This window comes from Streptomyces neyagawaensis (assembly GCF_023516595.1).
Classification (GTDB): Bacteria; Actinomycetota; Actinomycetes; order Streptomycetales; family Streptomycetaceae; genus Streptomyces; species Streptomyces neyagawaensis.
On record NZ_JAMGBG010000083.1, the window covers coordinates 60,821 to 74,069 of the forward strand.

The window sequence follows — 13,249 nt, forward strand, 5'->3', positions numbered from 1 at the left end:
GGCCGTCGAATGGGTGATGCGCAACGCCGGCATCGCGCGGGAGACGGTGGAGACCGACCGGCCCTTCGGGGACTACGGACTGTCCTCCATGAAGCTCGTCTCCCTCTCCGGTGAACTCTCCGAACTCCTCGACCGGAACCTGCCGGTGGACATCGCGTACAGCTTCCCGACGATCGCCGCGCTGGTGGCCGAACTGTCGGCCGAGCACGGCGCGGCACCCGCCGCCCCGGTCCCGCCGGGGTCGGCCGCGGCCACGACGGAGTCCATCGCCGCCGCGTCCGGGTCTGCCACCGCACCCGGGTACGGGCCCGTCGGCACCGCGTCCGGGTCTGCCACCGCACCCGGGTGCGGGCCCGTCGGCACCGCGTCCGGGTCTGCCACCGCACCCGGGTACGGGCCCGTCGGCACCGCGTCGGGGTCCGCCGCCGCGTCCGGGGCTGCCGCCACTTCCGGGGCCGCCACCCCGTCCACGTCGGCGGCCTCCCCGGCTCGACCCGTCGCGGCCCCGGCCGTCCGTGAGCCGATCGCGGTCGTGGGGGCCGGGTGTCGGCTGCCCGGCGGGATCCGGGGGCCCGAGGAGTACTGGCGGTTCCTGCTCGACGGCGGCGACGCCATCCACCGCACCCCGCCCGGACGTTGGAGCGGGCTGCCGGGCGCCGACCGCATCCGGGAGGGCGCCGCCGGCCTCGGCGGGTTCCTCGACGACATCGACCGGTTCGACGCCGCCTACTTCGGCATCTCGCCCAAGGAGGCGGCGATGACCGACCCGCAGCAGCGGCTCGTCCTGGAGGTCGCCCAGGAGGCCCTGGAGCACGCCGGGATCCCCGCGCGCACCCTGGAGGGCCGCAGGGCCGGCGTCTTCCTCGGCGCGAGCACCGCGGACTACGCGCCCGACAGCCCCGAGGACATGGGCGGCTGGAGCGCGGCGGGGTCCTCCATGGGCGTCATCGCGGGCCGGCTGTCGTACAGCCTCGGGCTGCGCGGACCCAGCATGCTCGTCGACACCGCCTGCTCCGCCTCGCTGGTCGCCGTCCATCTCGCCTGCCAGAGCCTGCGGGCCGGGGAGTCCGAACTCGCCCTCGCCGGCGGGGTGAACCTGCTGCTGTCTCCGGGCGCCTCCGTCGCGTTCGAGGAGGCGGGCATGCTGTCGCCCGACGGGCGCTGCCACACCTTCGACGCCGGGGCGCACGGGTACGGGCGCGGCGAGGGCTGCGGGGTCGTCGTCCTGAAGCGGCTGTCCGACGCCGTACGCGACGGCGACCGGGTGCTGGCCGTGATCCGGGGCAGCGCCGTCAACCACAACGGGCGCTCCAACGGGCTGATGGCACCCAACGGGCAGGCCCAGGCCGAGCTGCTGGCCGCCGCGTACGAGAACGCGGGCCTCGACCCGGCCACCGTCGACTACGTGGAGGCGCACGGCACCGGCACGGCGGTCGGCGACCCCATCGAGATGGGCGCGATCACCTCGGTCACCGGTGAGGGACGCGCCCCGGAACGCCCGCTGCTGGTCGGCGCGGTCAAGACCAACCTGGGGCATCTGGAGGCGGCCGCAGGTGTCGCCGGGTTCCTGAAGACGGTGCTGGCCCTGCGGCACGGCGAGCTCCCGGCCACGCTGCACTTCCGGGCTCTGAACCCCGCGATCCCGGCCGACGCGCCGGTGCGGGTGGTGGCCGAGCGCACACCGTGGCCGTCGGGCACCGGTCCCCGGACGGCGGGCGTGAGCTCCTTCGGGTTCGGCGGGAGCAACGCGCATGTCGTCCTGGAGGAGGCGCCTCCCGGCACGGACGGCGGCCGGGACGCCGGCCACGCGGACGACGCCACGGCGGACGACGCCTCCGCGTCACGTCCCGTGGTCGTCACGGTCGACGGCAGCTCCCCGCACGCCTGCCGCGAGCAGGCGGCGGCCCTGCACGCGTGGGTGGCCGAGCACCGCGACACGGTGTCCGCGGCGAGTGTCGCGCACACCACGACGGTGCGCCGCTCCCACGGCCCGGTCCGCGCCGCCGTCGTGGCGCGCGACACCGGTGAACTGCTCGACCGGCTGCTCCTGCTGTCCACGGGCGAGGAGGACACCGGGGTCGTCGCCGGCTGGGTGCGGGACGACGCGCGGCCCGTGTTCGTCTTCTCCGGGCAGGGCGCGCAATGGCCCGGCATGGCGAGGGAACTGCTGACCGAGGACGCCGCGTTCGCCGAGGCGATCGACGCGCTGGACCCGCTGGTGCGGGAGGAGTCCGGGTTCTCGGTGCGCGAGGTGCTCGCCGAGGGCGCCGCGACGGCGCTGGACCCGACGGACGTGATGCAGCCCGTGCTGTTCTCCGTCCATGTGGCGCTGGCCGCGTCCCTGCGGGCGCGGGGCGTCGAACCGGCCGCCGTCGTCGGCCACTCCATGGGCGAGGTCGCGGCGGCCGTCGTCGCCGGCGCGCTCTCCCTGGAGGACGGCGTACGGGTCACCTGTCGGCGCTCGCGGCTGATGAAGGGGCTCTCCGGGCGCGGGGCGATGGCGGTGGTGTCCGCCGACCCCGAGGAGGTCACGCGGTTCGTCGCCGGGCACGGACTCGACCGCGAGGTGACGGTGGCCATCCGGCTGAGCCCGTCGGCGACCGTCGTCTCCGGCGACCGTGACGCCGTGGAGTTGCTCACGGCGGCCTGGCAGGCCGAGGGCGTCAAGGCGCTGCCGGTCAACATCGACGTGGCGTGCCACTCGCCGCAGGTCGACGAGATCCTCGACGAACTCGCCGCCCAGCTCGCGGACATCCGCCCCCGTACGCCCCGCGTCCCGCTCTACTCGACCGTCACCCCCGGCCGCGCGACCCCGATGGACGCCCGCTACTGGGTGGACAACCTGCGGCAGCCGGTCCTGCTCTCCGACGCGGTGGGGCTGGCCGCGCGGGACGGGCACGAGGTCTTCGTCGAGGTGAGCCCGCACCCGGTGCTCGTCGGCCCGATCGGGGCCACGCTGCGCTCCCTGGACGTCGCCGAGGCGGTGGTACGGCCCACGCTGCGGCGCGAGGAACACCCCCTGGACGCGCTGGCCCTGACCGTGGCGGCCCTGCACTGCCACGGCCACCCCATCGCCTGGAACGCCGTCTGGCACACCGGCACCCTGCTCCCCCTCCCCCCACGCAGCTGGGACCACCGCCGCAGCCACTGGCTCACTGCGGCGGCGACGGCCCCGACGGGGGCAGCCGCACCGACCACCGGGCCGGAGGGGACAACGGCACCCGAGGGAGCCGCTCCGGGACCGAAACCCATGGAGGAACGGCAGCCGGAGCCGGCCACTGCGGCGACGGCGGTCTCGGGGACCACCGCCACGCAGCCGGCCGCTGCCGGGGCGGACGCCACGCAGCAGCCCACAGCCGACGCCGACGCCACGCAACCGGCCACCGCCGGGGCAGAGACCGCACAGCCGACCGACGCCCGGACCGACGCCACACAACCCGCCGCCACCGGAGCAGAGACCACACAGCCGACCGACGCCCGGACCGACGCCACACAACCCGCCGCCACCGGAGCAGAGGGCACGCAGCCGGTCGACGCCCGAACCGACGCTACGCAGCAGCCCTCCGCCGACACCGACGCCACGCAACCGGCCACCGCTCAGGCAGGGGCCGCGCAACCCGCCGCGGCCACGCCGCCGAGCTCCGCCATGGCCGACGTCCGCAGGGCGTCCGCTCCGCAGGCAGCGGACGAGGAGGGTGTCGCGGAGGAGGACGGGGCCGCGTTCGCCGCCCTGGGCAGGGCGCCGTCCCTGGCCGGCCGGGGCCGCCGCCGACCGGTCGCGGCCCGCCGCGCCGACACCCCGCACCCCTCCGCCTCCGCCTCCGCCGCCCCCACCGACTCCCCGCTCGCCGCCACGGCTCCCCCGCCCGCCAAGGGCCCCCGTGCCACGACCCCCACCGGCGCCCCCGCACCCCCCACCGGCACCACCTCGAACCCGGCACCCACCACCGGCACCACCCCGAACCCCGCACCCCGCACCGGCACCACCCCCAACCCCGCACCCCCCACCCGCGCCCAACTAGAGGTGCTCGTGCGGGACGAGGTGGCCGCCGTCATGGAGTGCGAGCCCGAGGACGTGCGGACCCGGCAGAGCCTGTTCGCGGCCGGCATGGACTCGTTGATGAGTCTGGTGGTGCTGGGGCGGCTGTCCGATCTGCTGGGCCTCGAGGTGACGCCCGCCGATCTGCGCGAACACCCCACGGTGGCCTCCCTGGCGGCGTTCCTGGCGGACGCCCTGCCGCAGGGGCCCCTCCCGGCAGCCCTGCGCGAGCGGGCGGAAAAGCCGACGAAGCCGGCGGAGACCCGAACGGAACGTACCGAGGGGGCGCCCGTGACCCGGCGCACGCCTCACCGGACGCGACCACGCGAGAGAGCAGAAGGAGACCGGAGCATGAGCCGAGTGGCACTCGTCACGGGCGGTAACCGAGGGATCGGCCTGGCCGTGGCCAGGCGGCTCGCGGCCGACGGCATGAAGGTCGCCGTCACCTACCGCAGCGACCCGCCCTCGGACCTCTTCGCGGTGCAGTGCGACGTCCGCGACCCCGAGTCCGTCCACCACGCCGTGAACGAGGTCGAGCAGACCCTGGGCGGCATCGACGTCCTGGTCGCCAACTCCGGCATCACCCGCGACCGTGCCTTCGCCGTCATGTCGGAGCCGGACTTCGCCGCGGTGATGGACACCAATCTGATGGGCGCCTACCGCGTCACCCGCGCCGTGGTGCGCGAGATGATGCGCAAACGCGAGGGCCGGATCGTCTTCGTGTCGTCGGTCGCCGGCCTCACGGGCTCGGTCGGCCAGGCCAACTACGCGTCCTCCAAGGCCGGGATGATCGGCCTGGCCCGCTCGCTGGCGCTGGAGCTCAGCCCGTACGGGGTGACCGTCAACACCGTGGCCCCGGGCTGGGTCGACACCGACATGACGGTACGGCTGCCCGAGAAGGTCAAGGAGGGCATCACGTCCCAGGTGCCGCTGGGCCGTCAGGGCTCCGCCGAGGAGATCGCCGAGGTCGTCGGCTTCCTCGCCTCGGAGGGGTCGAGCTACGTCACGGGCGCGGTGCTGCCCGTCGACGGCGGCCTGTCGCTGGGAGCGTGACGACGATGCTGCTCGCCGGGAAGCGGATCCTGGTCACCGGGGTCATCACCGAGTCGTCCATCGCGTACCACACGGCCGTCGAGGCGCAGCGGGCCGGCGCGGAGGTGGTGCTCACCAGCATCCGGCCGCGTCTGGTGCGGCGGATCGTCGAGCGGATGCCCGAACCGGCGCCCGTCGTCGAGCTCGACGTGACGGACGCGGAGCAGCTGCGGACGCTGCCGGACCGGCTCGCCGAGCACGGCGACCGCTTCGACGGGGTGCTGCACTCCATCGCGTACGCCCCGCCGGGCGCGCTCGGCGGACGGTTCATGCAGACGCCCTGGGAGGACGTCGCGACCGCCGTGCACACCTCCGCGTACTCGCTGAAGTCGCTGGTGGCCGCGGTGCTGCCGATGATGAAGGGCGGCGGGGCGGTGGTCGGGCTCGACTTCGACGCCTCCGTGTCCTGGCCCGACTACGACTGGATGGGCGTCGCCAAGGCGGGCCTGGAGTCCACGGCCCGCTACCTCGCCCGCTATCTCGGCCCCCAGGGCGTCCGGGTGAACCTGGTCGCCGCCGGGCCCCTCAACACGCTGGCGGCGAACGGGGTGTCCGACGCCCCGCCGGACGAGGACGGCGGCACCTGGGCCGATCTGGCCCCCCTGGGCTGGGACGAGAACCTCGCGACGCCGGTGGCGAAGGCGTGCGTGGCCCTGCTCTCCGACTACTTCACCGCCACGACGGGGGAGATCGTCCATGTCGACGGAGGCGTCCATGCCATGGGCTTCTGAGCCGGCCGGGCAGCCGGCCGTGACGCTGGACGACATCGCCGAGTGGTTCACGCGCAGGCTGGGCCGCGAACTCGGGCCGAGCCCGTGGCACGAGGTGACGCCCGAGGCGGTACGGGGCTTCGCCGACGCCACCCACGACTGGCAGGCCATCCATCTGGACGCCGAGCGGGCCGCGTCCGGCCCCTACGGGGTGCCCGTGGCGCACGGCTTCTACACGCTCGGCCTCATCCCGTATCTCACCTCCACCCTCTTCGATCCGAGCTGGATCGACGTGGCGCTGAACTACCGCCTGGACCGGGTCCGTTTCCTCACGGCGGTGCCGGTGGGTTCGCGGGTGCGGGCCCTCGCCCGGGTGAGCGGCGTCCGGGTACGGCCGCGTGGCTATCTGGAGGTCGTGCTGGCCTTGTCGCTGATGGTCGAGGGCGCCGAGCAGCCGGCCTGCACGCTCGACCACACCCGTCTCTACACGATGCGCCCGGACGCGTCCCTGCCCGTGGACGGGCCGGTCCCCCGCGTGATGTACCCGCCCGGGCACCCGGCACCGGCCGACTCCCTCACCCCCTGAAGATCCCTGGCAAGGAGGAGCCCCCGCATGGGCGACACCCCGGCTGCCCCCTCGGCCGACACCCCGGCCGCGCCACCGAAGGCGGCACCGCCCCCGTTCACCGGCCGCAGACTCCTGTTGATCGCCTCCGGGGCCGTCAACGCCGTCCACCTGCCGTACTGGCTGACCTGGATGCGCAGCAAGTACCCGGACACGGCGGTGCAGGTCGTCGCCACGCGCAGCGCACAGCGCTTCGTGACGCTCCAGGCGCTGTCGGCGCTCACCGGCCGGCAGGCGATCGGCGACACCTGGACCGACGACCCGCTCCCGACGGCCCTGCACGTCGAACTCGCCGAGTGGGCCGACTCGGTGGCCGTCTACCCGGCCTCGCTGCACTACATGGCGCGTGCGGCGCTCGGCCTGGGCGACAGCCCGAGCCTGCTGGCGCTGCACGGCACCGCCGCGCCGATCGTCCTGGCCCCGTCCCTGCCACCACGGGTGGAGGACAACCCCGCCTACGTCCGGCATCTGAAGGCGCTCGCGGAGCGCCCCAACCTGTCGGTGGCACCGACGCGGCCCGGCGTCAGCATGACCACGGGCCGGCGCGACGGCCGGACCGCGCCGCCGCTCCCGGACGTCCTCGCCGAGCTGGAGCGGCTGCGCGGTGCCCTGCCGAAAAACCTCGCCGAAGAAATCGAAGAAAACTCTGAATCGGATATTGACTCCCTCCGATAAAGCAGGTGAAGATATAACCAGGAAAGCCCGGAACGGAAATACGGAAAGTCCGGGAATTCCATTTGGGCAATTCCTTTGCCCCACCCCCGCTCCACCCTCCCCGCACCCCACGCCATCGGAAGGACCGGAAGAGTCATGGCCGTCGGAGATCCGCAGATCTACTGCTACGCGGACCCGCTCTTCTTCGAGACGCCCGACCACTGGGACCGCGGATTCGCCCCGTTCACCGTCGCGACCCGGCCGGCCCCGGCCGGCTGGACCCGCACCGAGCGGGCCGGCTGGACCCACCTCGTGCCGCCCGTCAGGAACCTGCCGGACCAGGGCTGGAAGATCCATGTCTCGGCCGGCCCCGAGCACACCGACCGCGCCCTGGAGATCGTCTGGGACCACTGCGTCGGCGAGAACGTGCAGTTCAAGCATCTGAGCACCCGCGAGGTCCACCTCGCGCACAACACGAAGTACGCGCCGCGCTCCGGCAGCGGCAAGCTGATCACGATCTACCCCCACGACGACGAGCAGCTCCTCACCCTCCTGGAGGACCTGACGAAGCGGCTCGACGGAATCACCGGGCCCCGCGTCCTCAGCGACCTCCAGTGGCCGGACAGCCCGCTCCACCTGCGGTACGGGGCGTTCGTCGAGCGGTTCTGCACCGAACCGAACGGCGCCGTGGTGCCCGCCCTGACGCGGCCCGACGGCACTCTGGTGCCGGACCAGCGCCGGCCGGTGTTCACCCTGCCCGACTGGGCCCCGGTCCCGCCCTTCGTCCAGGAGGTCCTGGACCGGCGCACCACCGGCCCGGAATTCCCGTACCGAATTCAGCGCGCCATGCATTTCTCCAACGCGGGTGGCGTCTATCTCGCGGAACGGAAAAGCGACGGAAAGGTGTGCGTCCTCAAGGAGGCACGACCGTACGCGGGCCTCGACATGAAGTCCCATGACGCGGTGACCCGATTACGCAGGGAGAAATGGGCCCTGGACCGGCTGTCCGGCGCGGAGGGCGCACCCGGCGTCCTCGACTACTTCACGATGGACGGCCATGAATTCCTGGCCATGGAACACGTGGACGCCTCGAACCTCTGGGTGTGGATGGCCCGGATCCACCCGATGATCGTCTCGGAGAACTCCTCCCCCGAGGACTACCGGGCGTACACCGAGCGGGTCCTGGGTGTCCTGGACCGGATCGAGCGGGTCCTGGCCGGTTTCCACGCCCGCGGTGTGGGCTTCGGCGATCTGCACTACGGCAACGTCCTGGTCCGCCCGGACGACTCGGTCGCCCTGATCGACTACGAGGCGGCGTTCGACGCCGCCGACACCGACCACCGGCCGGCCGTCGCCACGATGGGCTTCTCCGCCGAGACCGGCCTGCGGGGCATCGACCTCGACCACTACTGTCTGGCCTCCCTCAAGGCCGCGATGTTCCTCCCCTACGAGAAGCTGCGGGCGCTCGACCCCAAGAAGACCGCCGAGCAACTGGACTTCATCGCCGAGCGGTTCCCCCTGCCCGAGGGCTACCTGGACCCGGTACGGCGGATGCTGCTGCCGTCCGGCACGGCGCAGTCGGCGCCGGCGGGGACGGGGCTCCCCCCGGTGCGGGAGGCGGCCGCCTCGATGGCCTCGGCGATCGTGTCCTGCGCCGACCTCTCCCACCCCGACCGGCTGTTCCCCGGCGACTGCGAGCAGTTCACCACCTCGGGCGCCACGTTCGCCAACGGCGCCGCGGGCGTCCTGTGGGCCCTGTCGGTGTGCGGGTTCCCCGTACCCGACGCCCACCAGGAGTGGCTGGTCGAGGCCGCCGACCGGCCGGGCCCCCGCCAGGGCTTCTACAACGGCACGCACGGCCTGGCCTACGCCCTGGACCACCTCGGCCACACCGGGGCGGCCGCCCGCCTCGTCGACCGCACCCGTGACGCGGCGCGCACCGCACAGGGCATCGGCCTGTACGACGGGCTGACCGGCATCGGCCTCACCCGCCTGCACCTCGCGGAGCGCTGGCAGACCGTCGACTTCGACGAGGACATCGCCCACATCGCCGACACGCTCGCCGGGGCGCTGCGGACGAACCGCCCGGTCACGGGCGGCCCCACCGCGCAGGACCCTCCGCCCGTCCGGGCGGGACTGATGCGCGGCTGGTCGGGAGTGGCGCTGTTCTTCCTCCGGCTGTACGAGGTGTCCGGGGACCCCGGCCATCTCGACCTGGCCGTGACCGCCGTCCACCGCGATCTCGACCGCTGCACGACCACGCCGAACGGCTCGCTCCAGGTGGAGGAGGCCGGCGTACGCACCCTGTGCTACCTGGATGTGGGAAGCGCCGGGATCGCCCTGGTGGCGGACGAGGTGCTGACCCTGCGGGACGACGACCGGCTGCGGGAGGCCCTTCCCGCGCTGCTGACCGCCTGCACACCCGAGTTCGTGGTGATGCCGCAGCTGTTCATGGGCCGCTCGGGGCTCGTCGCGGCGCTGGAGCGGGTCGGCCGCCGCGACCCGGAGCTGGCGCGGCCCGCGGTGGTCGCCCGGCATCTGGACCGGCTCGGCTGGTACGCGCTCTCCCACCAGGGGCACATGGCCTTCCCCGGTGACCTCCTGCTGAAGCTGTCCATGGACCTCGCCACCGGCACGGCGGGCGTCCTGCTCACCACCGCCGCGGTGATGGGCGACCAGGGACGCTTCCTGCCCTTCTTCACCGACCGTCCGTCGGCGCCGGCGGACCCCACAAGCTCCCGCTGATCACCGATCAGCGGGTCCGGACACCACCCGGTGTCCGGTGCACCACCCAGAGAAACCGATCAGCAAAGGATGAGTGACATGGACCAGATTCTCGACCTGCAGGGCCTGGAGACCGCCGGTGACGAGGCGGAGCTCCCCACCAGCTCCGCCAGCACCAACTGCTGACACCCGGCGAACCTTCACGGTCCGTCCGTCCCCCGTCCCGTCCCCACGATCATGGAAAGGAGGTGCGACATGGACCAGATCCTCGACCTGCAGGGCCTGGAGACCGCCGGTGACGAGGCGGAGCTCCCGACCAGCTCGGCCAGCACCGGCTGCTGAATCCCGTGACCACGGGAGGGCCGGGTGTGAGGCGTCGATATCGCCTCACACCCGGCTCCACCAGTATGTGCCCCGGCGGCACGAGGCTGTAGCCCCCGTGCACGCCCGGGGGACCCCGGAACATCACGCCCCATCCCCTGGGGCGTTTCTCTGTTGGGGGGCCGGCGCCACGTGCGACACACGCCCCGGGCCGGCCGCGTTCAGGACGACGCCCGCGCCACCAGCTCCGTGGGCAGGACCACCTGGCGGCGTTCCAGGCCCCGCGAGATCGCCGGACGGCGGTCGGCGATCTCGTCGAGGAGCAGATCGATCATGGCGCGGCCCATCTCCTCGATCGGCTGCCGGACGCTGGTGAGGGGCGGGTCCATGTGGCGGGCGATGGCGGAGTCGTCGTAGCCCACCATGGCGACATCGTCGGGCAGCCGGCGTCCGGCCTCGCGGAGGACCTGACGGGCACCGGCCGCCATCACGTCGGACTCGGCGAAGACCGCGTCGAGGTCGGGGCAGCGCTCCAGCAGCTCCCACATCGCCCGGCGGCCGCCCTCCTCCGTGAAGTCACCGGGGACGATCAGCCGCTCGTCCACCTCGCGCCCCGCGTCCTCCAGGGCGTCGCGGTAGCCCTCGATACGGCGCTGGGCGCCGTAGACGTCGAGGCGGCCGGTGATCGTGGCTATCCGGGAACGGCCGCGTTCGATCAGGTGCTCCACCGCCGAGCGGCCGCCGCCGTAGTTGTCGGAGTCGACCGAGGGCAGTGTCTCGTGCTCGGAGCGCGGACCGCTGATCACCGCCGGGATCTCCAGCTGCGACAGCAGGTCCGGCAACGGGTCGTCGGCGTGCACGGAGACCAGCAGGACCCCGTCGACCCGGTGGGCCGCGAGGTACTGGGCCAGCCTCCGGCGCTCGCGGTCGCTGCCCGCGAAGATCAGCAGGAGCTGCATCTCCGTGTCGGAGAGCTGGGCGCCCACGCCCTTGAGGATGTCGGAGAAGTACGGCTCGGAGAAGAAGCGGGTCTCCGGCTCGGGCACGACCATCGCGATCGCGTCGGTGCGGTTCGCCGCGAGGGCGCGGGCCGCCGTGTTCGGGACGTAGCCCAGCTCCGCGACGGCCGCCTCGACCGCCGCCCGGGTCGCCTCGCTGACCCGTGGCGAGCCGTTGATCACCCGGGACACCGTGCCGCGGCCGACACCGGCCCGTGCGGCGACCTCTTCCAGGGTCGGCCGCCGGCCGCTTCGGCCCCGTGCTCCGTGGCCTGCCACCATGGTCGCCTCCCGTTCACACCGCGCTGGCGTGGAATCTAACAGTCCCGCTTCCCGGACGATGTCCGGCGACCCCTGTTCCGGACGCCGGGACCCGGCCCCCGGACCGGCGCGGACCCCGCCGCCGACCTGTTCGTCTCCCCGATCCCGCCGACCTCTGAAGTCCCCCCGGTCGCGCCGGCGGACGGTTCGGGGCATGCTCGGACCTCGGTCCCGGCGTTAGTTAACAGCCCGATAACCGAAGACATCTCTCCACGCCGACTCCCTTGACACCCCCGCACGAACCGACGACTCTTCAACACATCACTTGTGGGAGCGCTCCCACAGTACCTGGCACTTACACATCCCGCACGTTCCCCGCCCGAGCCGCAGCAGTGAAAAAACGGGCCCAACAACGCAGTTGGCCGGGGGGTCGGCACGTCAGGGCATCAGGAGGACGCAATGCGAGCACGTACCCTCCCCCACTCTCGGCTGCGGTCGGGCGGGGGCACCCGGATCGCCCGCACTACGCGCAAGACGGTGGTCATCGCGGCCGTCGCGGCGCTGGGCGCCGGGCTGCTCGCCGGCTGTGCCGACGACGGCAAGGACGAGGACGACACGTCGTCGGGTAGTGGTGGCGGCAAGACCAAGATCACCCTGGGGCTGTTCGGCACCGCGGGCTTCGAGGAGTCCGGCCTGTACAAGGAGTACGAGAAGCTCCACCCGGACATCGACATCCAGCAGACCGTCGTGGAGCGGAACGAGAACTACTACCCCGCTCTCCTCAACCACCTGACCACGGGCAGCGGTCTGCAGGACATCCAGATGGTCGAGGTCGGCAACATCGCCGAGATCGTCGGCACCCAGTCGGACAAGCTGCTCGACCTGTCGAAGTACGGCAAGAAGGACGACTACCTGCCCTGGAAGTGGCAGCAGGGCACCACCTCCGGCGGCCAGACCGTCGCCCTCGGCACCGACGTCGGCCCCATGGCCATCTGCTACCGCAAGGACCTCTTCGAGAAGGCCGGACTGCCCACCGACCGCGCCGAGGTCGGCAAGCTGTGGGCGGGCAGCTGGGACAAGCTCGTCGAGACCGGCAACAAGTACAAGGCGAAGGCGCCCAAGGGCACCACGTTCCTGGACTCCCCCGGCGGTCTGCTGCAGGCGATCCTCAGCAGTGAGAAGGACCGGTTCTACGACTCCTCCGGTGAGGTCATCTACAAGACGAACCCGGCCGTCAAGAACGCCTTCGACCTCACGGCCAAGGCCGCGAAGGACGGGCTGGTCGGCAACCAGACGCAGTTCCAGCCCGCCTGGGACACCACGATCGCCAACAGCAAGTTCGCCGCGATGTCCTGCCCGCCGTGGATGCTCGGCTACATCAAGGGCAAGTCGAAGCCCGAGGCGGCCGGCAAGTGGGAGATCGCCCAGGCCCCGAAGTCCGGCAACTGGGGCGGCTCCTTCCTGTCCGTGCCGAAGAACGGCAAGAACGCCGAGGAGGCCGCGAAGCTGGCCGCCTGGTTGACGGCTCCCGAGCAGCAGGCGAAGCTCTTCGCCGTACAGGGCAGCTTCCCCAGCACCCCGGCCGCCTACGACTCGGACGCGGTCAAGAACGCGAAGAACGACATGACCGGTGACGCGCCGATCGGCACGATCTTCGCCGAGGCCGCCAAGAACATCCCCGTGCAGACGATCGGCCCGAAGGACCAGATCATCCAGCAGGGCCTGACCGACAACGGCGTGATCCTCGTGGCCCAGGGCAAGTCGGCCGGGGAGGCCTGGAAGAACGCCGTCAAGACCATCGACAACGCACTGGACAAGTGACCGG

The 13,249-nt window shown here is 72.6% G+C and carries 8 protein-coding genes; 7 read left to right on the top strand and 1 reads right to left on the bottom strand.

The features are described 5' to 3' along the window. Nucleotides 1-16 precede the first annotated feature (16 nt). The 6 genes from M8J73_RS44975 to M8J73_RS30025 all read left to right on the top strand — a co-directional run bounded on the left by M8J73_RS44975 (nt 17) and on the right by M8J73_RS30025 (nt 10,030). Nucleotides 17-5,092 (top strand): type I polyketide synthase, encoded by a 5,076-nt coding sequence (locus tag M8J73_RS44975; RefSeq protein WP_274757619.1) that lies wholly within the window; start codon nt 17-19, stop codon nt 5,090-5,092. Between the two features lie 5 nt (nt 5,093-5,097). Next, nucleotides 5,098-5,862, top strand: a complete 765-nt coding sequence (gene fabI, locus M8J73_RS30005) for an enoyl-ACP reductase FabI (protein ID WP_055542406.1) — start codon at nt 5,098-5,100, stop codon at nt 5,860-5,862. Continuing rightward, nucleotides 5,846-6,427, top strand: a complete 582-nt coding sequence (locus M8J73_RS30010) for a MaoC family dehydratase (protein ID WP_157873347.1) — start codon at nt 5,846-5,848, stop codon at nt 6,425-6,427. Before fabI ends, M8J73_RS30010 begins: the two co-directional genes overlap by 17 nt. A gap of 27 nt (nt 6,428-6,454) precedes the next feature. Continuing rightward, on the top strand, nt 6,455-7,141 hold the full coding sequence (locus M8J73_RS30015; RefSeq protein WP_063799315.1) for a flavoprotein: 687 nt from the start codon (nt 6,455-6,457) through the stop codon (nt 7,139-7,141). 135 nt (nt 7,142-7,276) lie between these two features. Continuing rightward, nucleotides 7,277-9,865: a class III lanthionine synthetase LanKC gene (lanKC, locus tag M8J73_RS30020; RefSeq protein ID WP_055537304.1), complete on the top strand. Its 2,589-nt coding sequence runs from the start codon at nt 7,277-7,279 to the stop codon at nt 9,863-9,865. A gap of 69 nt (nt 9,866-9,934) precedes the next feature. After that, complete coding sequence (locus M8J73_RS30025; protein WP_206187772.1) at nt 9,935-10,030, top strand: class III lanthipeptide; 96 nt, start codon at nt 9,935-9,937, stop codon at nt 10,028-10,030. 356 nt (nt 10,031-10,386) lie between these two features. On the opposite strand, the gene M8J73_RS30030 is transcribed toward M8J73_RS30025, so the two are convergent. Continuing rightward, nucleotides 10,387-11,442: a LacI family DNA-binding transcriptional regulator gene (locus M8J73_RS30030; protein ID WP_055537306.1), complete on the bottom strand. Its 1,056-nt coding sequence runs from the start codon at nt 11,440-11,442 to the stop codon at nt 10,387-10,389. A 441-nt stretch (nt 11,443-11,883) separates the two neighbouring features. Between M8J73_RS30030 and M8J73_RS30035 the strand changes: the two genes are divergently transcribed. Continuing rightward, entirely contained in the window at nt 11,884-13,245 is a 1,362-nt protein-coding gene (locus M8J73_RS30035) for an ABC transporter substrate-binding protein (RefSeq protein WP_055537305.1), read from the top strand. Nucleotides 13,246-13,249: the final 4 nt, after the last annotated feature.

What these genes read in the sequence shown, in the direction of transcription:
- fabI (WP_055542406.1), top strand. Translation starts at nt 5,098, where the DNA reads ATGCTGCTCGCCGGGAAGCGGATCCTGGTCACCGGGGTCATCACCGAG.
- M8J73_RS30010 (WP_157873347.1), top strand. Translation starts at nt 5,846, where the DNA reads ATGCCATGGGCTTCTGAGCCGGCCGGGCAGCCGGCCGTGACGCTGGAC.
- M8J73_RS30035 (WP_055537305.1), top strand. Translation starts at nt 11,884, where the DNA reads ATGCGAGCACGTACCCTCCCCCACTCTCGGCTGCGGTCGGGCGGGGGC.
- M8J73_RS44975 (WP_274757619.1), top strand. Translation starts at nt 17, where the DNA reads ATGCGCAACGCCGGCATCGCGCGGGAGACGGTGGAGACCGACCGGCCC.
- lanKC (WP_055537304.1), top strand. Translation starts at nt 7,277, where the DNA reads ATGGCCGTCGGAGATCCGCAGATCTACTGCTACGCGGACCCGCTCTTC.
- M8J73_RS30015 (WP_063799315.1), top strand. Translation starts at nt 6,455, where the DNA reads ATGGGCGACACCCCGGCTGCCCCCTCGGCCGACACCCCGGCCGCGCCA.
- M8J73_RS30025 (WP_206187772.1), top strand. Translation starts at nt 9,935, where the DNA reads ATGAGTGACATGGACCAGATTCTCGACCTGCAGGGCCTGGAGACCGCC.